The organism is Streptomyces sp. Ncost-T10-10d (genome assembly GCF_900091955.1).
Classification (GTDB): domain Bacteria; phylum Actinomycetota; class Actinomycetes; order Streptomycetales; family Streptomycetaceae; genus Streptomyces.
The window spans coordinates 40,331-60,580 of the sequence record NZ_FMDF01000081.1; the positions used below are offsets into that span (position 1 = coordinate 40,331).

Here is a 20,250-nt window from a genome sequence, read left to right on the forward strand (position 1 = left end):
GGCACCACCGCGACGCGACGATCGAAGGCAGCTGATACGGCTTCTACGCCTCAGTCCTGCCTGACGCCGGGGCCAACGGCGTGTCCCGCTCGGGGCGGGAGGGGCTCCGGCTCCAGGGGGTGGCCCCGTCGGCGTCGGGTGTCAGCGGGGTGAACCGGGCCGGGAGCGCGGTGAGCGTCCGGTGAACAGCCCCGGGGCGGTAGGTCAGCTTGTCGGCCCGGACGTCCAGTTCGATGTCCGGCAGGTAGGTCAGCAGCCTCTCGATGGCGGCGGTGGCGATCAGCATGGCGACGTCACGGGCAGGACACGCGTGGGGCCCCGCAGCGAAAGCCAGATGTGCCTTCTTCCCGGAGCGGTAGCCGTCCGCCGGCACGCCCGAGTGGGGGCAGGTGTTGGCGGCGGCGTAGGACACCATGACGGGCGAGCCTGCGGGGATGCGAGCGCCGTGGAAGGTCACGTCCTTCTTGGGGAAGTGGATGCTGAAGTTGGCCAGCGGCGCGTCGTGCCACAGCGCGTCATCGATGGCGTGCTGGATGGGCAGGCTCCCGGTGGTCAGGGTGCCGAAATAGCGGTCGTCGCTGAGCATGCGGACGAGCGTGTTGGCAATGAGGTTGCCCAGCGGCTCGTTCCCGGCCCCCAGGGTGATGAGGATCTGGTGGACGGCCTCTTCCTGGCTCAGCCCATTGGGATGATCGATGAACCAGGAGGTCAGATCGTGGCCACGCTGTGCCGCCTTGGTCCCGTAGAGCGTTTCGAGGTAGGCGCCGAACGACCTCCCGCCCGCCGCCTGTACCTCCGGATCACTGTCCATCATCGCCTTGAGCGCCCACACGAGCCGCGGGCCCTCCTCGTCCGGCATACCGAACAGAGCATTGAAGACCATCAGGGGCAGCTGCTGCGCGTACTGGCGTACCAGGTCGACCGTCCCGGTATCGGCGAACTCCTTCAGCAGCGTGTCGGCATAGCGGAAGGTCAGGACACGCACCTCATGGGGGTCCAGGAGACCGAAGCTGTCCGTGATCACACGCCGCAGGTGCGCATGTGCCTCGCCGTCGGCGAAGAACAGACTCGGCCGCCACTCCACCAGCGGCCGGATCGGGCTGTCCTGCGGCACCTGTGGCAGCCAGCTCCGGGTGTCCTTGGTCCACGTATCAACGTCCTGGAGGAGGTCGAGGGCGGCTCGGTAGTCGGTGACCAGGTTGACCACGACACCGGGAGCCACCTCGGCTACGCCGACCGGTCCCTGCCTGCGCAGCAGTTCATAGCTGCGCTGCGGGTTCGCGGCGTGTTCAGCCCCGTGCAGGGACACGGGGGCTTCGGCTGGTGTGAACGTCACGAGGCTTTGACTCCGGCAACGGATATGGAATGGGCGGTCAGTTGGGCGAGGGCTTGCAGGCCGCTGTTCTTCTCTCGTGCGTCACAGGTGACCAGTGGTGTCTCCGGGGCGAGGTCGAGCTTGGAGCGGATGAGCGCCAAGTCGTACTTGGGTGAGTCAGGGAAGACATTGACCGCGACGGCGTACGGCAAACCGCGCTCCTCGATGAGTTCCATCACTTCCCAGGAGTCCTTGAGCCGCCGGGTGTCGACCAGGACGAGGGCACCGAGCGCTCCGAACGCGATGCCTTCCCACAGCGGAAGGAAGCGGCGCTGCCCCGGAGTTCCGTACAGGTACAGAACGATCTTGTCGCCCGGCAGCGTCAGACGGCCGAAGTCGATGGCGACCGTGGTGGTGGTCTTGTCACGCAGGACATCGTGGCTGAGGTCATCGGTGGCGACCGCCGCGTTCGTCATGACTTCGTCGGTGTGCAGTGTCGGGATCTGCGACAGCGACTTGACCACGGTTGTCTTGCCGATACCGAGCGGGCCGGCAACGAGGATCTTGATCCTTCGGTGTTCTCCCTCGGGCAGGTAGACAGGAGGCGAGCTAGGCGGCAAGGAGAGCGTGGAGTCCACTCAGAACCTCTTCCAGGACTTTTTTCGACGGCCGGCCATCGTTCGACGCGCGCAGGGCGTCGGGAATCGGGACGGTGGCCTTTAACTGACCGTCATTGACAAGTTGTTCGGCGAGCACGAGAGTCACGCTGACCGGGAGGCCGAGATAGCCGGCCAGTTCGACGACGCTGAGAGACCCGTCGGTAAGGAGCTCGATCACGCGCTGGTGCACCGCTGTGTGGTACCTGGCGAGGGGCAGACCACTGGCACGCAGAGCGGCCAGCGAATCGAGCGTGCCCGAGAGGCCGGCGCCGGGGTTGGTCCCGGTGGCGAGGTAGGCCGGCAGCAGCCGTCGCTGTTCCTGGCCGCGGGTCATGACGCCCCGTCGTTGGTACGAGCGGGAACGGACATTATCTGTTCGCCGAGTTTCATGGCCTGGCGGGCCATGGTGGCCGCGACCACCCCCATGGGCATGTCCTCGTCGCCCGCCGCCGCGATCAGGGTGTTGGTTCCTTCGCCGACCGGCATGACCATGTAGATGCCCCGGTCGTTGTGGGAGGTGACGGTCTTGAGCGGAGTGCTTCGAGGGGCTCCCAGAACGGCGTTGGTGGCGGCGCGGGAGGCGGAGTGCAGCGCGGCAGTCATCGCGCCGATGCCGTCTGCCTCGTCCTTGGTGAGGTCCTCGGAGATGGCCTGGACCATCCCGTCGAGAGTCATCGTCAGGGCGTGCCGGACACCACGGATTTCGGTGATGGGCTTCAGGACCCAGGCGTACGAGCCGGTCTCTGCGTGGGTTTCAGGCATGGTCACAGTGTTGACTCCGAATCGGTGACGGACCGGTCGCCGGTGAGGCCGCTCTGGAAATCGCTCCACATGGCACCGGTGTCTTCCGGGTTCAAGGGGCGGGGCGCTGCGGCGGTCTCGTCATTGGTGGCTGTCGCTGAGAAACGGCGTCGGCGCTGCGGCAGCGCGGCCGCGCCGGACGGCTCGGGCGAGGGTGCGGGCGTGTCGGCAGCGGCGGGCCGTTTGTGGGCCTGGGGCGCCACGGCAGGTTGGGGAGCCATGACCGACGGAGGTGTGGCGTTCTCGTCGATCGAGGTCAGCAAGTTCTCGGGAACGGACACCACAGCGCGCACCCCGCCATAGGGAGAGGAAGTGTCGATGGAGACATGGAGGCCGTAGTCGGCGACGAGACGGCCGATGGCGGCGAAGCCCATGGACGGCGGATCGCCGAGTTCAAGGAGCATCACCTCCTGCTGTTCACCCGATATCAGACTCCGGCCGCGGGCGAGCGCTTCTGAGGTCATTCCCTTGCCGGCGTCGTCGATCGTGATGCACACACTGCCGTTGCCGGTCTGGATCAACCCGACATCCACCATGAGGTCGTCACGGGAGTGCTCCAGCGCGTTCGCCATCAGCTCGGCACAGACCACGGCAACCGGCTCGGCGGCACGCCCGACCACGCCGATGTTGGAAAGGCCCAGCCGGGAAACGATGTTGATGCGGTCGAAGCCGCGCAGTCGTGAGGAGGCGCCACTGACGACCTCGCTCACATAGGTGTCCTTACGGACGTGGCCCGGCCAGCCGCCGCACACGATGGCGGATCTCTGCGTGAGGCGCAGGTTCTGCTCGTTGATGTGGTCGGACTCGAGCAGACTCTGTGTCAGGCGGGGTGGCGCGCTGAACTCGTGCTGCAGACCCACGATGTTCGTCTGCAGCCGGTAGGAGAGGGCCTGGGACTCCTGAGTCGCACCACGCAGAGCAGCCCGGGCAGCGGCGTCGATGCGGCGCCTCTCCTTGAGGACGATGCCGGAAACAGCTTCGGGCAGGGCGTCGAGGAGCTGGGCGGCCTCGGACCCCGCGAGGTTCTTGTGCAGCAGTCCGGGGACGGGGTGATGAGAGCTGATCAGGTGCAGTGCGAGAGCGGGGAGCCGATCGGAGACGAGGTGACGCACTTCGTCGACAAGTTCCGCCTCGCGAGCAGTGAGTTCCTGCGTGCGCGACTCTGCGGCCTGCCTGTTCTGCACCTCGGTCCGGGTACGGCCCTCGGCGGCCTGCACACGGGAATCGGCGGCCTGCGCCTGCGCGGACAACTCTCTGCCCTGCCGTATGTGTTTGCGGCGCGAGCGGGCCAGGAGCAGCGCCCAGACTGCCAGGAGGAGAGACAAGACGCCAAGGGCAAGGGCGATTTTTGAGGACAAGGTCACGGAGGGTGGTCCTAGGGGTCGGTCGAGCTTTCGAAGAACAGCGCAGCGGTTCACTCCCCTTAGGGGGTGGGCGCGGCCTTTGGAGAACTGGCGGACAGAAAAAAACAATGTGGCAAGTGAATAGTGCGTGGACCGTTCGTGCAGCGAAGAAGTGCCACCGCGGACAAACGACTGCCAGGCCGAGACGAGGCCCGGTGAATCGCCCGCCCCGGCCAAGGCCCCCGGCGCCGCGATCCCCCCATAAAGCAACGGTCGCCCGCCCGGCCCTCGCGCAGCTCCCGCCCCCGGAAACGGTCGCAGGCCAAATCCCGCCCAGAACGCGAATGAACAGGTGCATCGGAGCTCCGTTGAGGACTGCGAACGCCAGCTACATCTGGTGCTTCCCGCCATCGCACGCAGTCGACTCGCGGTCTTGGCACTTCCTAAAACGCGGTCAGCTTACTGGAGTTGATCTGTACACGCGGCGTTGGTGGGCCCGCGCAGTTACGAACCGGACGATCTTCGCCCGCTGAGTTCTTGCCGATCGAACAGCGTGGAGACCGGCATTCTCCGGCAGCTCGCCGGGCGCACCCTTTGGTGGCCTCGGTGCGTAACGCGGCGGCGGTCAAGTGCCCGAAGTCCAGGGTGAGCGGCGCGAGTTCGGTAAGGCACCCGGCGCCCGCGCTGTGGATGCCCCGCGAGTCGGGCGGTCGCGCCCGCCGACGCACGGGCGGCCCAGGAGCCCCTGACCAATCCGCGACACGTCCGGAACCCTCTCGCCCCGGGACTGGTTCGTGGTGTCACGCAGGAGTCTGGCCGGGGCCTGGCCGGTGGGTGTGCCGCAGGCGGCGGCGCCCGCGCAGAGCAGGCGCTGGATGTCGGTGAGCGGCAGCCGGCGCATGCTGTCCGCATCGCGCACGGGCACGGCCACCATGTCCGTGCGAGGCGTGCCCGGCTTCCCGACCGGAGCCGCCACGAGGACGACGATCCGATCCGAGGCCGTCGTCACGTCCGCAGTCACCGTCGGCGCGACGCCCCATGGCCGACGATGTCCGCCCGGGGCAGTTCACCACCCGCGACGTCACCACCCGCGACATCGGCTGCAAGCGCTACCGCGAGGAGCGCCCCAGCGAAGATCTCGGCCCCACGCCGCGGCCGGGGCCGAGGCCCTCACCCCCGGCCTGCTGCGAAGCCGGCCGAACGACGCGGTCGAGTCCCTGGCCGGCGACGTCCGGCAGCGGAACACCGAGGCCCGCACGGAAGAAGCCGGCCGGGAGCGCGCTCCCTGCAAGGGACGTGAAGAAGACCGTTCGCCGCACCCCCGACGAGCCGGCCGACGAAGACAACGAGGACGAGCAGGCCCCGTGCACCACATGTGCTGCATCAGCTGCAGTGCCCGCGACCGCCTCTGAGCTGCGAAAACTCCACCCGCACACGTGCGGCGCCCCGGAGAGGCCGGGCAAATCCTGGCCCGGGCCCCGTGCACCACACCTCCCGCTGGCGCATCTGCTGGTGGCCACGCCAAAGCGGCACGGCGGGGATGCTGCGCCCTCGGCGACGAAGGTTTTTGCGGGTCAGTGACGTCTGCGTCTGCCGGGGCTTTCCACGCCGGATCCGGCCGCGGCCGGATCCGGTTTCCACTGGTGACACCAGCCGTGCCCGGACCCGGGGACCGTCACCGGCTTCCCCCGGAAGCATCCGATGGAGTACGGATACTCTCCGTTGAGGTGGTAGTGGTACCTGACGGCCTTCTTGCCGTCCCACATGATCGCGTGTGTGTGACCGTGGCAGACGTCCAGATCCCTGTTCCTGACGGTCTTTCCGTCCTCGCCGCGCGGCCCGTAGATCCCGAAGCCGTCGATGGCGTATCCCACGAGCGGTGAGTGCCGGGTACGGGCGTTCGCGGCCCCCCTTGAAGCCTTGCCGAAGCAGGTCTGCGAGGGGCCGTGGTAGTGGTACTGCGTCGCGTACGGATGGCCCCAGCAGCGGTCGAGAGGCAGGGCCGCGTTGGGGTCGACCGGGCGGTCCTCGGCGTCGGTGGCCACCTCCAGGTGGAAGGTGCCGCCGGCCAGAGCCATCCCGGTCGTCAGCTGGTCGATGCACGTGGGCGTCGCCTCGACGGTCGGATTGCGCGGAACGGTGACGTCGAGGTTCCACGGCTTGATGGGGATCGCGGCGGCGTTGGGGTACCCGTGCGCGGGAATCTCCGCGTAGTACTTGTAGGCGGGGGTGCCCTTCTGGACGGGGAAGCGACCGGTGGGATGGTCCGGGAGTCCGTTGCCCTTGAAGTGCCTCTTGGCCGCGGTCGTCGTCACCCGCAGTTTGCTGTGCCGGCGCATGGCCCCCGACACGAAAGGGCGCTTGAGCACGTCGATCACGCCGTGCGCGTCGATCCACGGGCGGTCGGGCCGGGTGAGGGTCCCCCCTTGGCAGGCGTAGAGGGTGTTGCGGGCGGGGGAGGCGATCGACGTGCCGGTGGGGGGTGTGTGCAGGCGTGTGATCAGGCTGCCGCCTGCCCCGCTGCGCGCGTTAGCGGCGGCCCGCGCGGGACGGGGCACAGCAGCGGAGCCGGCCGGGGGCGTCGCCGGACCCAGTAGCACGCAGACCGCACTGGCCGCCACCGCAACAGGTTTGAGCACGTCGTGCATGGGAGCTTCCCCTCTCGGCATGGGCCCAAAGACGTCACACCAGCGGCCCCTGTCCCCGCCGCCTGCATCACCTCACCACGCCCGCATGCCGTTGCCCCGCTGACACGAACGGGCAACCGGGTGAGCACCCGGACCGGCCCGGCCGGTGGCGGTTTCTTCTCCTTCGGGGCAAGCCGGCCGCGCCGTACCGAGGATCAAAAGGCAGGAGGCTGTTGTCTTTCCGGGTGTGATCTCCGGGATTTTCTGCCGGTCAGGTATGAAGTCGCCTTCCGCGCAGTAGAGATGGCATGTCGTGTTCTTTCATCGGCAAGGGTGCCGGATGCCGTCGGTGATGGGGTTGCTGGAGGAGCGGGAGGCCACTGCCCGGCAGCGGGTGGAGTCGCTGCGGGGCGAGATGGACCGGCTCGTTGGCCGGGCTGCGGGACGCGGGGGCCGCGCAGGAACGCCCGCTGATCGCCAAGGAGACGGTGAGCCGGGTGCTGTCCGAGTCCAGCAAGCCCGATGACGTGGGGGTTTTTCGGGGATGCCCGCCGGCCGTGCCCGGACAGGCGGTGCCCGGTTCGGTGGTGCCGGTGCGGCGGGAAGGGCTGGATGTGACGGTGCTGTCCCGGACTGCCGGCGGATCATGCACGTCCTGACCGGCCACGGGCGGTTGGGCGAGGGGCCGGTGATCTGCCGGCGGACCGCCGGCGCGTTGGTACCCGAGCCGGTCCCGGCGCAGATCGAAGGAGTGGGGCCGACGTGTGAAGCGGCCGGCCGCACGGGGCTGGCTGTCCGTCGCGGACCGGGCGGCGGGCGAGGTGGTCGTCGCAGTCCTGTGGGCTGAAGTCGCCGGTGAGGACCTGCCGTCCGTTCCCGGGGGCGCCGGGCGGGGTTTTGTACGGGACCTGGATCGCGTGCAGGATCACGGGTGTGCCGGACTCGGGGCCGGCTGCTCGGCGGTGGGCAGGGTCGTGGTCATCGGGCATCCCTTCCTGGGTCCGTCGGTTACGGGACGCCGAGTTCGAAAAGGCCGTAGCCCGCGTACGAACCGGAGGCCAGGGCCGCGACGGCGAGGAGCATGAGCTGGTGGGCCGGGCCGAGGCGGCGCAGGGCGAGGGCGAGCGGGAGGAAGAGCGGGAAGAGGGGGAGCAGGTAGCGGGAGACGTTGCCGAATATCTGCTGGCTGCCCAGGACGAGGACGAGGGTGAGGACGGTGTAGACCGTCAGGACGGCCGGGGGGCGCAGCCGGATCAGCAGCGGGAGCAGTGCGAGCGCGAGCAGGACGACACCGACGCCGATCAGGTCGGCGAAGGGCCAGGCGGAGAGATAGTCGAAGTGGCCCACCGGGACGGATGTGAGGACGTCGAGGGTGTGCCGGCCGTAGTCCCACTCGTGGGCCCAGGCACCGGACTGAAGCCTGAAGTAGCCCCTGTAGTCGCCCATTTGGTGACCCACCCAGCCGAGATAGGCGAGGAGGCCGAGGGGGGCGAGGGCCATCGCGGCCACCGGACGCAGGATGCCGTCCTTGGGACGGTGGAGCGCGAGCAGGGCCGCGACGGCGACGGCGGCGATCAGCGCCACGGCGGTGGGCCGGTTGAGCCCTGCCACGCAGGCGAGGAGACCGGCGGTGAGCCAGCGGCGGCTCAGGACGGCATGGCAGGCCCAGACGGCCAGGGCCACGTAGAGGGAGTCGGAGTAGACCGCCCACTCCACGCCGGAACCGGGCCAGACGGCCCAGAGTCCGGCCGCGGCCAGTGCGGCCCGTCTGCCGCCGAGGCGTTCGGTGACGGCGTAGATGCCCAGGGCGGCGGCCAAGGAGGCGACGACGGAGACCAGCAGGCCGGCGCCGTACGGGCCGAGGCCGGTGAGTTCGGAGACCAGCCGCATCAGCGCCGGGTAGAGCGGGAAGAACGCCGCCGAGTTCCCTTCGAGGGTGATCGGGCCGGTGGCGCCGGGGATCGGGACCAGCCCAGGGTCGTACCCGTGCACGGCGATCTGCTGGTACCACCAGCCGTCCCAGCTGGCCAGGACGTCCCACGGGCGGGCGCCGCCGCCGAAGCGCGGGTTCTTCGTGCGGTAGTCCCCGGCGGAGTGCAGCAGCCACATGAAGGCGGCGAAGCCGATGAACTTGAGCGTGCCGTAGACGGCCAGTACGGGGCCGTAGTGCTCGGCTGTGCGGCGCAGCCGGCGCCGGCGGCCGGGGCCCGTGGTGGCGGGCTGCTGCGACAGCCTCGCGTTCCAGCTCGGGGTGGCGGTCGCGGTGGTACGGGCGGTGGTCCTGGTCATGCGCGGAACACCCACGCCCGGAAGAACAGGAACCGCAGCAGCGTCGCGGCCAGGTTGGCGGCGAGGAGTACGGCGAGTTCGGTGGCCTGCCCGGCCGAGGGCACCGCGTGGTGCAGGGCGGCGAGCGATCCACCGGTGAGCGCCAGGCCGATCAGGAGGACGACCAGACCCCTGCCCTGGTGGCGCAGCACACCGCCGCGGCCACGGAGGCCGAAGGTGAGCCGCCGGTTCACGGCCGTGTTGGCGACGGCGCAGACCAGCAGCGCGAGCGCGTTGGCGGCCTGGGATCCGGCCACCGGGCGCAGCGCCGCGTAGAGGAGCAGGTATGCGAGGGTGCTGACGGCTCCTACGGCGGCGAAGCACACGAGTTGGGTGGCGAGCCTGCCCGGTGCGTCGGCGCCACCGTCGCGGAGCGGCCCGCCCGGCGGCAGCGTGTCCCGCGCCAGTGCCCTGCCGATCCTGGCGATGCCGCGCAGGTCGGCCAGTGCCGTGGCGAGGATGTCGACCCGGGTGTCGGGATCGTCCACCCAGTCGACCGGCACCTCATGGATGCGCAGCCCGGCACGCTCGGCGATCACCAGCAGTTCCGTGTCGAAGAACCACTCCGAGTCCTGTATGAGGGGCAGCAGTCGCTCGGCCACATCACGCCGCACCGCCTTGAATCCGCACTGCGCGTCGGAGAAGCCCACGGCGAGGACGGAGCGCAGAAGGGCGTTGTAGCAACGAGAGGTGATCTCTCGCTTGGGGCCGCGCACCACCCGGGAACCGGGCGCCAGACGGGTGCCGATGGCGATATCGGAGTGGCCGGAGAGCAGCGGGGCCACGAGCGGCAGCAACGCCGTCAGTTCCGTGGACAGGTCCACGTCCATGTACGCGAGTACGGGGGCCGACGAGAGCGACCAGGCGGTACGCAGCGCCCGGCCGCGCCCCTTCTCGGCCAGCCGGAGCCACTGTGCTTCGGGCAGTTCGTCCGCCAGCCGGGCGGCGATCCGCGGGGTGCTGTCCGTGCTGGCGTTGTCGGCGATGGTGATACGGAACGGATAGGGGAAGGTCTCGCACAGGTGTGCGTGGAGCCGCCGCACGCTCGGTTCCAGATCTCTCTCCTCATTGAACACGGGGACGACCACGTCCAGGACGGGCTCCGGGTGGTGCGTCGTCACCGGTGCGCGGTGCGGCAGCCGGCTCAGGTCCTTCAGGGCAAGTGACCCTTGATTTCTCATGTGTTGTCCTTTTTGTGGCCTGGTGTGGGGCAGGCCGAAGACACTCGGGGCGACGGTGTGCTGCGGCGTTACGGGGTGACGAGCGTGGTGAGGCGGTCGACGGCTAGTTCCGCGCGGTCGCCGTACCCGAAGGCGGGGCCGAGGCCGAGGACGGCGACGCGCCCTGCGTGCTCCCCGGCGGGGACTCGGTGGCCGTGGCCGTGCTCCCGGTCGTGGCCGGCGGCGTGATGGCGGCGGTCCCGTCGGGGGACGCGGGGGCGGTGGAGGTGTCCGAGGAGGGGGGCGCGCTCGGGGACACGCCGGGTGTCGCGGGTGTCGCGTGCGGGGCGGAGGGCGACGGGCTCGTCGTGGGCTGTGGGCCGGGGTGGCTGGGCTCGACCCGGGTCGCATGGCCGGGCAGCAGGAACAGCCCGACGCTGAGGCCGACGACGGCCAGGACGGAGCCGGCTGCCCTCTGCGCGGCCCGTCTCCGACGGCGGACACGCACCCCTGCCCAGAGGCGTTCTTGGTGCTTCGGCTCGAACGGTGCGGGCGCCTCGGTGTCGCGCATCATCTGTGCCAGCTGCCGCTCGAAGTGATCCATGGGGTTCTCCTTCACCGCACCGGCTCGTTCACATTGCCCAGGAGCTGCCTCAGCCGCGCCACCCCGCGTGCGGCATGGGACCGAGCCGTGCCCACCGGGCACCCGAGCACCTCCGCCACCTGCCCCTCGGGCAGGTCCTGGTAGTAGCGCAGCACCACCGCCACCCTCTGCTTCGGCGACAACTGGGCCAGCGCGGCCTCCAGCCGAGAACGCTCCACCACGTCCGCGGACAGATCACCGACCACCGCCGCCTCGGGCAGCTGTTCGACGGGGCGTTCACCCCACCAACGCCGCTGTCCCGAGCGTGCCGCCGCACGCATCATCACCTTGCGGACGTACGGCTCCGGTGCGTCATCCGCGACCTTGGGCCAGACGAACCAGAGCTTGACCAAGGACTCCTGCAACAAGTCCTCGGCCCGATGCCGATCGCCTCCGACGAGCAGACGGGCCAGGTGGACCAGCACCGACCAGCGGGCAGCCACGAACTCGTCGAACGCACGGGCTCGACTCTGCTCCATTCGCACTGTCCCTGTTCTCGCCGGTCGCCTACACCCTGTAGAAGGCACTGGCACGCGGCCCACGATGCACCTGCGGCCCGTGATCTGGATCACAAGGCATGTCGACGGCAAGCGCGAGAGGCTCCTCCGTCCCGTCCCGTCCCGTGCCGTCAGTGACGCCGACGACGAGGACGCGGTTCGACGGCCCCGCCCGACGGCCCCGCCCGACGGGAAGAGCACCGCCGTCGAAGACCAATGGTGCCAACCCCTTCGGCCGCAGAGGACGGGCTTGCTGTTTCGTGGTTGATCTCGGCTGTTGCGGGGTGACTGATCTGCTGTCGTGGTCTGCGAGTTCGCCCTAGCCCACTGGGCGTGCGGCTGACATGAGGATGCGTATTCCTGTGCTCGCTCGATAGGCAGCGGGTGTGTGCTGGCGGGTATGACCACGCAGCCGTCGTCGTCGTTGTTGTTGTCTTCGGTATCGGGTGCGCCCGAGGTACTGTCGCCTGCCGCTGCGCGGGCTTTGTCGCTTGTGTCGCCCTCCCGCGACCGGGTCTTGGCACGCCAGGTGGTGGTGCGTCGTCTGTTCGCGCTGGATGAGTCCGGCGGCAAGCCCTGGCACCTTCTGCTTCGTCCCTTGCCCTGCACCGCGGATCGGTCGTGATCACCCGGCGCATACGAGCCCTGCTGCTGGCGGCAGGGCTCGTATGCGCCGGCAGCAGGCCCGCGACTGGGGGCGGGCCTGCTCCGCGGAGTCGATGCGCAGAGTTGATCATTCCATCAGGAGGAGCGGAGCCCGTATCCCCGAGCGCGCCTCAGTGCGATGTGGGTCAGCCAGGCCATCCCGAAGGTGAAGGGTGCGGCGGTGTTGTCGGAGGGGCCGGGAACGGCGGAGCAGACGGCCATGACGGCGAACGGGATCCAGACCCGGAGCAGCGTGTGCTGAACGGCCGCCGAGCCCGGTGCGAGCCTGGCCAGGAACGGGACGAGGAGCCCGATCACGGCGAACGGGATGGTGAGGCCTGTGTGCTTTGCCGCCTCGAACACCGTCCAGGCGAGCAGGAGGAGGCCGAACACACCCCAGGCGATGCGTGCGGTCCATGATGCCGGACTCGTTGCCGCACTGGCGGTCTCATGTGTCATGGTGACTTTCTCTCCCCCATGTCGTGGGCTTCACGTGTCGGGACACTCGCCGTCAGCAGTATGTGGCGTGCCGCTTCTTGTGCAGCGCACCTATCCGCCCGTGGATACGGGAAGTGGTCGGAGACTCGGGCGGAGGTGTTCGTGACGGCTGCCCTGCTGGACGTCGCCTGACATCGTGCCCGACATCCTGGGCAGCCCGAAGGGCCCACCCCGCAGCGGAGCTTCCGGTACCGGGACCCGAGTCACCGCAATGGTCCTTCCACGGCGAAGACGTGGCTGTAACGTCAGCCGCGAGCCCTCGCAGGGAGGGTCGTCAAGGCAGGGGGGAGGACTGTGTCAGACATTTCCCGGCGAGCACTCTTGGGCGCCACCGGCGCAGTTGCCGCATCGACACTTCTCACGGCAACCGGAACAGCACAGGCCGCCGATACCGCGGGCGGCAAGGACGGGAACACACCACACAGCACCCCGAAGGAGGCCGAGGCACCCATGGCCAGTGGCAGCCAGACCCTCAAGTACGTGGCATACATCGCGAGTCCCGACATGGAGGTGCTAAACGACGCGACGTTCGGCGTCGGTGCCGACCCCGCCGACATGTGGGCGTATCTCGACGATGCCACGGCACGCCTCCAGGAGAGACATCCCTCGTATTCCTTCACCCCCCGTCTCGTCCGGTACGACCAGGTCACCACCGAGATACCGCGCCCGTAACGCACACTGCGCCGGCCCGGCCCCCAGCCGGGCCGGCGCATCCCCTTCCCCCCGGTTCCGGGCCTGCGCATGGCGCGCCACCTGGTAGAGGCAGGCAAGGCGTCAACCCCCTGGCTCTGTGTGCCAGAACCCACTTGAAGTGAACAGAGCCAGTCGGTGCATAGCGCAAGACCGGAAAATCGCCACTTCACCAGCTGGCGACCGGCGCCGCTTGGACTGTTCCGGCGGCACACCCTGACCGCATACAGCAACGCGCCGCACGGAAGTCTCAGTGCGGCCTGTTCAAGCACCAGGGCTCAGTCGCCTCTCGTGCTGCCCACTCCGGATCGCGCACGGGCGCTGACGCCCGCGTTTTCTTCAGCCAGATGCCGACCTTGTAGCCCTGGTGGGCGGCGTCCAGCGGGGCCAGGAGGCGGCCGTGCTCGGCCGCCCACCCACGGGCGGCGGACAGGCCTTCCTCCCAGGCGACGTCGAAGTGGGACCAGACCATGCCGAGCTTCTCCAGCTGCGCGACGCGGTCCTCGCCCATGTCTCCGCGGGCGTAGAAGCGGCGAGCGTCGGCGGTCCACTGCCCCAGCGGGAAATCGGCGAGCGAGGCCGGCCATCCGGTCCCTTCCGCCCCTTCGCCTTCGGAGACGCGGTACGTGAACGGCACTCGCAGGTCGCCGTGCTCGTGGGTGTAGATCACGGCGGCCTCCACACCCCGACGCCAGTACTCGTGTTCGGGGTTGAGGACACGCAGGTTGATGAACGCGGCAAGGGCGGCAGGGTCGCGCGGCGTGGATACGGCCTGGGACCTGCCTGATCTGTGCGATGTGGGCAACGAGCCCTTGACCCACCGGTTCACTGGGATGCACACCCTGGCAACTCCCGCCGCAACCGGTACACCACCTGCCGCCATTGACGGGCCTGCGCCCTCGACGGGAACCACACCTCACTGGCCTGGGTATCCAGATCGCCGAGCTCCTCCAAACCTTTCGCCAACCCCTCCACGTCCGCCATGCATCGCCGTGGCCGAGCGGCTCGGCATGACGCGCGACGGCGTGCTGCGCGAGAGCTGCCTGTACCGCGGCGAGCGGCACGACTCGGAGATCCGGTCCGTGCTGGCCCCGGAGTGGCGGGCGCGGAAGGACTGAGACCGGGCGGGCGCGGCGTACCGCCGGACAGGGCGCCGCGTCCCTGTGCCCTCCACGCCTTCCGGGCCTTCCACGCCTGCTACGCCCCGGGGCCGAACCTGGCCGGCGCGTACCTGCTCTGGTGCTCGCGGTACGAGCGGGCGAGGTGGTGCTGGAGCCGGATGTGGCGGAACTGGTACACCGCGCCGGTCCGACGCAGGACGCCCCGGCGGTAGGCGTCGTCCAGGAAGGCCACCGGGTCCCAGGGCAGCTTGCCGGTCAGGGGCAGCCAGACGCGCGACAGGACCAGCCACCGCCCCCAGGCGGTGAACGAGAGTGCGTATGAGCATGTGCCGCCGAGCCCGCCGATGGCACCGAAGACGAGCCCGTCCTCCGCGCTCCAGATCAGTGGTCCGAGGACTCCGTCGAGCAGGCCGGTGATCAGGTGGCCGCCGACCGCGATCGCCAGGGTGAGCATCGGCATCAGTACGAGAACCTGCCGGACCACCGTCGCGCGGTTCGAGGCCAGCAGACCGGCCGGGGTGGCCGCGGAGGCGACGTCCAGCGGCGCTTCGAGCGCGGCCATGATCCCGAAGACGAGTCCGGCGCCCGCCCCGAAGATCAGTCCGAGGGTCAGCATGTTGACGAGCGTGCCCTTGATTACTACCTCGTTCGCGAGCGGAATTCCGTAGAACAGCCGGCGCTGGAGAGCGAGGGCACAGGCGCATCCGACGCCCATCACGAATCCGCCCAGCAGAACGGTGCCGAACCGGGCGACGAACGTACGGACCGGTCTGCGGCCGACGCCTGTGCCCGCGCCGGGCAGCCGCAGCCGCACATGGGCGGGTTCGAAGGCCGTGGTGCCGAACCGGGCCAGGATCGCGTGGACGCATCCGAAGGCGAGTCCGGCGACCGCCCCCAGCGAACCCCCCAGCAGGAGGGCCTCGCTGACCGGGAACGGCAGGTTGACCAGGTTGACGAACCACTCGGCGAGGGCGACGCAGAGAGCCGACGACACCACCACCGACAGGAGGCGGGTGGACAGCCGCAGCGAATCACCGATCCGCCACCACGCGAGGTCCTGCTGATCGCGGTCGAGCCGGGCCAGATGGTGCGCGAGATAGCCGAGCCAGCGCTCGGCACGCTCCGGATCGCGGTGCCGCTCCCGGCGGCCGGTGGCGCCCCGCTCGGCGACACGGCGCCGGTAGACCGTCGGGACGAAACCCGCCAGCAGATGTTCTTCGAGCGAGTTCTCGTCGGGGAACCGCTCGGCGTCCAGCAGTTCGGCCGGATTCCTGTCGGGCGCCTTGCTGTACATCGTCCGCGCCAGGACGATCATGAGCGGGGTACTCAGAACCCTGGCCAGGGGTGTGTCCGCGCCGCCCTCCTGAGCGCGCAGCCGGGCCAGGACGGGGTTCCACACCGCCCCGCTCCTGCCGTTGCCGCGGGGGACAGGCCGGGCCGTCCTGGGCAGATAGGCGGCGAGGTCGTCGAGGGTGAGATCGGTGAGTTCGAGACCGGCGGCCCAGACCAGTGGGGCACCCGCCTCCTGGACGGCCTCGGCGAACTCGCCGCGCCGACTGGTCAGGACGAGTTGGAGCGAGGTGGAGTTGAGCACTTCCAGGGCCGTACTCCGCAGACCTTCCGCGAGCTCGTCGAACCCGTCCAGGACCGGCAGTACGAGATCCGCGTCGACCAGGGCGGCGGCCAGCGTCGACCCGCCCGGGGCCCTGCGGGTGAGATGCGGGTGGTCGCGCACCAACCGGTCGATCAGCCAGTCCCGCAGCGCGATGGCCGTGGGGTCCCAGGACCCGAGACTGAAGATCACCGGTACCCGGTCGTGCGCCTCCCGGGCCTCCAACTGGTCCAGGACGAACCTGATCGTCAGGATCGATTTTCCGGATCCGGCCCGGCCGAGAACCACCAGCCGTCCGGACAGGACGCGCCGGTAGACCTCGGCCACACGGCCCAGATCGCCACTCAGATCCATTCGGTCCGGCGTCGCTCCCGGCGGCAGGCGCTGAATGTTCTCCGAATGATCGGTCAGGGATTCTGGTGCGTCCTGCCAGCGCACGGGGAGCGGAAAGGGGTCGTGGACGCGCCGGTGTTCCTCCTCGCGCTGCCAGCGACGCCTGATTTCCCTCGCCAATTCGGTGGCGGCGGTGATGAGTTCGTCATGAACCGGTGACAGGGCGGGGGCCGGGCGGGGTTTCGGGCCGGAATTCTGCGCCGGAATGGCGGCGGGGGCGGATTCAGGTCCGGGAACGGGTTCGTGTGCCGGTTCGTGATCCGGTGCCGCAGTGCCGTCGGACGGTTCGGCGGCACCGGCATCCGGCTCGCCCTTCGACCTCGCGAGCGTGGCGGCGAGCCGCTGACGGTCCTCGGGCCCGGCCTCCAGCGCGTCCGCCAGCAGGTTGACCGTGCCCAGCCGGTGATCGCTGGATCTGCCGTTCTCCAGTCTGCGGATCGTACGCACGCTCACCCCGGACCGTGCCTCCAGCTGTTCCTGCGTCAGTCCCGACCGATTCCGCAGCCGACGCAACAACGTGCCGAGCTGATCCGCCACTTCGACATCCCTCCACCACCGGGCGCGGTCGCCGATGACCCTACCGGTGACGACCGGTCATATATGGCCGGTCGCCTGTCCTGTTCGCGGAATGGCGCGAACGCCACGATCGGTGGTGCCCGGCCGGTGCGCCGACACGGGGCGGCGCACCTCGCCGGGCAACCGAGAAGCAGATGGCGTCCGCGGCCGTCCGACGGGGAACCACCGGTCGGCCGCGGCGGACCGCAGGGCCGGACCGGCTCCGGCGTCGGACATGATCGCCACTCATGGCTTTCTCCTGCGACGACTCATGAGGAGTTGACATGGCCTACCGATTCTGGTGCGGCGAATGCGGATTCAAGACGCCGTGGCTTGCGGAATCCGAGGGTGCGCGGCGCCAGTTGGAGCACTACATCAAGCAGCATCCAGGAATTCCCGCAGGCGGCCATGTGGAAACGAATCGGAAGAATCCGGACGGCGGCCTCGGGTGCCTTCAAGCGGCGGGAATCGTCGTCCTGTTGCTGATCATCGCGGCCGCGTGTCAACGCTGAGGCCCGGCCGTAATCCCCTCACCCAGCCGGAATGACCAACCGACCGAAAGGGACAGGAAAGAGAATGAGCATGCTCGAAGAATTCGGAACAGGCGGCGCGGCCGCCCCGGCGACCCCGGACGCTCCTGGCGTGGCCGGGCGCCCCTCGTCGACCCGCGGTTGCCGACGCTGGCTGCTGCCGGTGGCCACCGCGGCCTGCCTGCTGATGACCGGCGTCGGCCCGGCGACCGCCGCTGCCCCGGCCACTGGCTCCTCGGCCGCCGAGGCCCAGACCCCCGCCGACATCCTGCAGGCCGGCGCCCAGCAGGGGATCGCCGACGGGTACCCGGGCGTGATCGGCATGGTCCGGAAGGGCGACACCACCCAGTACGTGCACGCGGGTGTGGGCAACCGCGCAACAAAGGTACCCGCAGACCCGAAGGCGACGTTCCGGATCGGCAGCAACACCAAGGCGTTCATCTCCACCGTGCTGCTCCAGCTGGAGGGCGAGAAGCGACTCTCGCTGGACGACACCGTCGCCCGATGGCTGCCGGGGGCGGTCGCCGCCAACGGCTACGACGGCTCAAAGATCACGATCCGTCAGCTGCTCAACCACACCTCGGGTCTGCCCGACTACCTCGGTGCCCTGCAGATCAGCGGGCCGTACTTCCTCAACACCAACCCCAGGGAGGCCCTGCCGCCGCAGACCCTGGTCGACATCGGCCTCGGCCTGCGCGCGCCGACGTCCGCACCGGGGGAGAAGTTCGGCTACTCCAACACCAACTACGTGCTCGTCGGCATGGTGATCAAGGCGGTCACCGGCTCGGAACCGGCCGCGGAGGTCCAGCGGCGCATCATCGAGCCGCTCGGTCTGCGCGACACCAGCTTCCCCACCGCCGACCCCGCGCTCTATGGCAACTACCTCCACGGCTACGTACTCCGGGCCATCCTCATCGACGACGCCACGGTCTCCAACGTGCAGGTCAGCGGGAACGCCGGCGCCATCGTGTCGACCATGGACGACCTGGCCACCTTCACCCGGGCGCTGCTCACCGGAGAGCTTCTGGAGCCCGCGCAGATGGCCGAGCTCAAGACCACCGTCCCGGTGACCGCCGACGCCGGCTACGGGCTGGGTATCGAACACGTGAAGCTGTCCTGCGGGAAGTGGGCCTGGGGGCACAACGGCGCGGTGCTCGGCTACTTCAGCGAGTGGATGACCAGTGAGGACGGCACCGAGCAGGTGCTGCACGCGAACAACGAGTTCCACATGCTCGCCGGAACTCCCGGACAGACCCACACGGGCACGGCCATGAGCGACGCGTTCTGCGCCCTCTGAGGACTGCACCCGGAAGGGCGGCTCCCGGCGGCCGGGCCGTGTGTCGGCCCGGCCGCCGGGCGGGTCCCTTCACCCACCGCGAGAGCCGTCCGCTCTCGGAGAGGACACCCGATGGGAACACTGCTGACCGCTTGGCGGACACGGACGCGGACGGCTGTCGCCGCCGCCGCGCTGACCGTGACCGCGACACTCGCGACCCCGTTCGCGCATGCCGAGGGCTCCGCCCCGCCGGTGCTGTCCGACGGATTCGGCCTGACCCAGGTCGCCGGGGGCACCCAAGTGCGCTCGGACACCGACTTCACGATCACCGTGACCACCCGGCAGGTGGAGGGAGAGCACAAGATCCGCATCTTCCTGCCCAGCGGCTACCGCGCCGACCCCGAGAAGCGCTGGCCGGTGACGTACTTCCTGCACGGCGGGGGCGGAACCGTGGACGACGCCGCGGCCGCCCCGGCGCTGCACTCGGACTCGATGATCACCGTCGTGCCGGACGCCGGCCTGAAGGGCTGGTTCGCCGACTGGGTCATGCAGAACACCGCCGAGGGTGCGGCGAACTGGGAGACCTTCCACCTGGAGCAGGTCGTCCCCTTCATCGACGCCAACCTGCGGACCATCGCCGACAAGCGCCACCGGGCCGTCGTCGGACTGTCGATGGGCGGCTTCGGCGCCCTGCACTACGGCGAGGCCCGCCCCGATCTCTTCGGCCATGTCGCCTCGCTGTCCGGCGGCATCGACTTCGGCATGGCGGAGGTCCGCGGCGCGGTCCTGGCCACGGAGCTCAACGTCACGGGCGCCTGGTGCGCCGTGAGCACCTCCACCCCTTCCGGGACCGGCCAGTGCACCGGTTACGGGCCCACCGTCGACAGCGACGCGATCTTCGGCTCTCCCTACCCGGTCCTGAACGCGGATCGGGTCTGGAAGGCGGTCGACCCCGCCGCAACGGCCAACCTGGCCGAGCTCGACGGTGCCGAGGTCACGCTCTACACCGGTGACCAGGGCCTGATCGACCACTTCACCCGGATTGCCGCCAGGAACGTCAAGACCCGCCTGGACCAGCTCGGACTCCCCAGCCGCCTCGTCGACTACGGCGACGGGTCGGCGCTGGCGCCCACCTGCGACGGCGGCCACAACTACGGCTGCTGGGCACCGGCACTCGCCGACTACATCCCCCGGCTCCAGGCCTCGTTCGGCACGGCGGGCTGACCCCCGAAGGAACCAGGCCCGACCCCCGGCCGGCGCCCGCCCGCCGGCCGGGCGGTCGTCAAGAGGGGCTCGCACCATGGGAGTCCGATCGGCTCGCGGCGTCCGGTGCGTGCGATCGCAAGGCGCCGGAAGGTCCTCGGACGGGGTTTTCCCCGCCGGGCCTCGGCCCCCCATCACCAGCCGCCGCTGCCGCTCGTCCAGATGCGGGAACAACACCCCTAGCTTCACGGCGAGTTGATCACGGACCTCATCGGAGGCGCTCATACCACAACAACAAGCCGAATCCCGCGAAGCAACACGTTGATTCTCTGCGAACCCTGAGCTTGGCGTTTA

Annotated in this window: 18 protein-coding genes and 2 pseudogenes; 7 read left to right on the top strand and 13 right to left on the bottom strand. The window is 69.6% G+C overall.

The features are described 5' to 3' along the window. Positions 1-43: 43 nt before the first annotated feature. The 6 genes from GA0115254_RS12430 to GA0115254_RS12460 form a co-directional block, all read right to left on the bottom strand. A complete protein-coding gene (locus GA0115254_RS12430; RefSeq protein WP_093895329.1) occupies positions 44-1,336 on the bottom strand; it encodes a cytochrome P450 family protein in 1,293 nt (430 codons plus the stop codon). Continuing rightward, positions 1,333-1,953 (bottom strand): GTP-binding protein, encoded by a 621-nt coding sequence (locus tag GA0115254_RS12435; protein ID WP_370740861.1) that lies wholly within the window; start codon positions 1,951-1,953, stop codon positions 1,333-1,335. Before GA0115254_RS12435 ends, GA0115254_RS12430 begins: the two co-directional genes overlap by 4 nt. After that, on the bottom strand, positions 1,925-2,308 hold the full coding sequence (locus GA0115254_RS12440; protein ID WP_093895330.1) for a DUF742 domain-containing protein: 384 nt from the start codon (positions 2,306-2,308) through the stop codon (positions 1,925-1,927). Before GA0115254_RS12440 ends, GA0115254_RS12435 begins: the two co-directional genes overlap by 29 nt. Further along, positions 2,305-2,736, bottom strand: a complete 432-nt coding sequence (locus GA0115254_RS12445) for a roadblock/LC7 domain-containing protein (RefSeq protein ID WP_141720802.1) — start codon at positions 2,734-2,736, stop codon at positions 2,305-2,307. Before GA0115254_RS12445 ends, GA0115254_RS12440 begins: the two co-directional genes overlap by 4 nt. Positions 2,737-2,738: 2 nt before the next feature. Further along, positions 2,739-4,100, bottom strand: a complete 1,362-nt coding sequence (locus GA0115254_RS12450) for an ATP-binding protein (protein WP_141720803.1) — start codon at positions 4,098-4,100, stop codon at positions 2,739-2,741. Positions 4,101-5,692: 1,592 nt separating this feature from the next. Further along, positions 5,693-6,766, bottom strand: coding sequence for a YHYH protein (locus tag GA0115254_RS12460; protein ID WP_107451321.1), 1,074 nt, complete (start codon positions 6,764-6,766; stop codon positions 5,693-5,695). A 407-nt stretch (positions 6,767-7,173) separates the two neighbouring features. On the opposite strand from GA0115254_RS12460, the gene GA0115254_RS44385 reads away from it, so the two are divergent. Then, the gene (locus tag GA0115254_RS44385; protein WP_093895335.1) at positions 7,174-7,404 is read left to right on the top strand and encodes a hypothetical protein; all 231 of its coding nucleotides are present in this window, start codon (positions 7,174-7,176) and stop codon (positions 7,402-7,404) included. Between the two features lie 349 nt (positions 7,405-7,753). On the opposite strand, the gene GA0115254_RS12470 is transcribed toward GA0115254_RS44385, so the two are convergent. The 4 genes from GA0115254_RS12470 to GA0115254_RS12485 form a co-directional block, all read right to left on the bottom strand. Beyond that, positions 7,754-9,034, bottom strand: coding sequence for a glycosyltransferase family 39 protein (locus GA0115254_RS12470; RefSeq protein ID WP_093895336.1), 1,281 nt, complete (start codon positions 9,032-9,034; stop codon positions 7,754-7,756). After that, positions 9,031-10,254 (bottom strand): bifunctional glycosyltransferase family 2/GtrA family protein, encoded by a 1,224-nt coding sequence (locus tag GA0115254_RS12475; RefSeq protein WP_093895337.1) that lies wholly within the window; start codon positions 10,252-10,254, stop codon positions 9,031-9,033. Before GA0115254_RS12475 ends, GA0115254_RS12470 begins: the two co-directional genes overlap by 4 nt. 103 nt (positions 10,255-10,357) lie before the next feature. Next, positions 10,358-10,837: a hypothetical protein gene (locus GA0115254_RS12480; protein WP_093895338.1), complete on the bottom strand. Its 480-nt coding sequence runs from the start codon at positions 10,835-10,837 to the stop codon at positions 10,358-10,360. An 11-nt stretch (positions 10,838-10,848) separates the two neighbouring features. Further along, entirely contained in the window at positions 10,849-11,355 is a 507-nt protein-coding gene (locus GA0115254_RS12485; protein ID WP_093895339.1) for a SigE family RNA polymerase sigma factor, read from the bottom strand. A 418-nt stretch (positions 11,356-11,773) separates the two neighbouring features. On the opposite strand from GA0115254_RS12485, the gene GA0115254_RS43820 reads away from it, so the two are divergent. Next, positions 11,774-11,998, top strand: coding sequence for a hypothetical protein (locus tag GA0115254_RS43820; protein ID WP_141720804.1), 225 nt, complete (start codon positions 11,774-11,776; stop codon positions 11,996-11,998). 116 nt (positions 11,999-12,114) lie between these two features. Here the strand turns inward: GA0115254_RS43820 and GA0115254_RS12490 are convergent, their stop codons facing one another. Continuing rightward, the gene (locus GA0115254_RS12490; RefSeq protein ID WP_093895340.1) at positions 12,115-12,477 is read right to left on the bottom strand and encodes a hypothetical protein; all 363 of its coding nucleotides are present in this window, start codon (positions 12,475-12,477) and stop codon (positions 12,115-12,117) included. 489 nt (positions 12,478-12,966) lie between these two features. Between GA0115254_RS12490 and GA0115254_RS12495 the strand changes: the two genes are divergently transcribed. Beyond that, the gene (locus GA0115254_RS12495; protein WP_093895341.1) at positions 12,967-13,188 is read left to right on the top strand and encodes a hypothetical protein; all 222 of its coding nucleotides are present in this window, start codon (positions 12,967-12,969) and stop codon (positions 13,186-13,188) included. A gap of 337 nt (positions 13,189-13,525) precedes the next feature. Here GA0115254_RS12495 and GA0115254_RS12500 read toward each other — a convergent pair. Next, positions 13,526-13,972 (bottom strand): annotated as a pseudogene (locus tag GA0115254_RS12500) (helicase associated domain-containing protein); the annotation flags it as partial. Between the two features lie 220 nt (positions 13,973-14,192). Here GA0115254_RS12500 and GA0115254_RS12505 point away from each other — a divergent pair. Continuing rightward, a pseudogene (locus GA0115254_RS12505) lies at positions 14,193-14,324 on the top strand (RimJ/RimL family protein N-acetyltransferase); the annotation flags it as partial. Positions 14,325-14,403: 79 nt separating this feature from the next. Here GA0115254_RS12505 and GA0115254_RS12510 read toward each other — a convergent pair. After that, positions 14,404-16,869: an XRE family transcriptional regulator gene (locus GA0115254_RS12510; protein ID WP_093895342.1), complete on the bottom strand. Its 2,466-nt coding sequence runs from the start codon at positions 16,867-16,869 to the stop codon at positions 14,404-14,406. A 302-nt stretch (positions 16,870-17,171) separates the two neighbouring features. Here GA0115254_RS12510 and GA0115254_RS12515 point away from each other — a divergent pair, with 302 nt between their 5' ends. The 3 genes from GA0115254_RS12515 (at position 17,172) to GA0115254_RS12525 (ending at position 19,917) form a co-directional block, all read left to right on the top strand. After that, complete coding sequence (locus GA0115254_RS12515) at positions 17,172-17,399, top strand: hypothetical protein (protein ID WP_093895343.1); 228 nt, start codon at positions 17,172-17,174, stop codon at positions 17,397-17,399. 64 nt (positions 17,400-17,463) lie between these two features. After that, positions 17,464-18,714 (top strand): serine hydrolase domain-containing protein, encoded by a 1,251-nt coding sequence (locus GA0115254_RS12520; protein ID WP_256102529.1) that lies wholly within the window; start codon positions 17,464-17,466, stop codon positions 18,712-18,714. Between the two features lie 111 nt (positions 18,715-18,825). Next, on the top strand, positions 18,826-19,917 hold the full coding sequence (locus GA0115254_RS12525) for an alpha/beta hydrolase (RefSeq protein WP_093895344.1): 1,092 nt from the start codon (positions 18,826-18,828) through the stop codon (positions 19,915-19,917). Positions 19,918-20,250: the final 333 nt, after the last annotated feature.

Bases quoted from the DNA above. Each gene is read 5' to 3' on its own strand.
- GA0115254_RS43820 (WP_141720804.1), top strand. From the start codon at position 11,774: ATGACCACGCAGCCGTCGTCGTCGTTGTTGTTGTCTTCGGTATCGGGT.
- GA0115254_RS12480 (WP_093895338.1), bottom strand. From the start codon at position 10,837: ATGGATCACTTCGAGCGGCAGCTGGCACAGATGATGCGCGACACCGAG.
- GA0115254_RS12490 (WP_093895340.1), bottom strand. From the start codon at position 12,477: ATGACACATGAGACCGCCAGTGCGGCAACGAGTCCGGCATCATGGACC.
- GA0115254_RS12475 (WP_093895337.1), bottom strand. From the start codon at position 10,254: ATGAGAAATCAAGGGTCACTTGCCCTGAAGGACCTGAGCCGGCTGCCG.
- GA0115254_RS12495 (WP_093895341.1), top strand. From the start codon at position 12,967: ATGGCCAGTGGCAGCCAGACCCTCAAGTACGTGGCATACATCGCGAGT.
- GA0115254_RS12470 (WP_093895336.1), bottom strand. From the start codon at position 9,034: ATGACCAGGACCACCGCCCGTACCACCGCGACCGCCACCCCGAGCTGG.
- GA0115254_RS12520 (WP_256102529.1), top strand. From the start codon at position 17,464: ATGAGCATGCTCGAAGAATTCGGAACAGGCGGCGCGGCCGCCCCGGCG.
- GA0115254_RS12485 (WP_093895339.1), bottom strand. From the start codon at position 11,355: ATGGAGCAGAGTCGAGCCCGTGCGTTCGACGAGTTCGTGGCTGCCCGC.
- GA0115254_RS12440 (WP_093895330.1), bottom strand. From the start codon at position 2,308: ATGACCCGCGGCCAGGAACAGCGACGGCTGCTGCCGGCCTACCTCGCC.
- GA0115254_RS12460 (WP_107451321.1), bottom strand. From the start codon at position 6,766: ATGCACGACGTGCTCAAACCTGTTGCGGTGGCGGCCAGTGCGGTCTGC.
- GA0115254_RS12445 (WP_141720802.1), bottom strand. From the start codon at position 2,736: ATGCCTGAAACCCACGCAGAGACCGGCTCGTACGCCTGGGTCCTGAAG.
- GA0115254_RS12515 (WP_093895343.1), top strand. From the start codon at position 17,172: ATGGCCTACCGATTCTGGTGCGGCGAATGCGGATTCAAGACGCCGTGG.
- GA0115254_RS12525 (WP_093895344.1), top strand. From the start codon at position 18,826: ATGGGAACACTGCTGACCGCTTGGCGGACACGGACGCGGACGGCTGTC.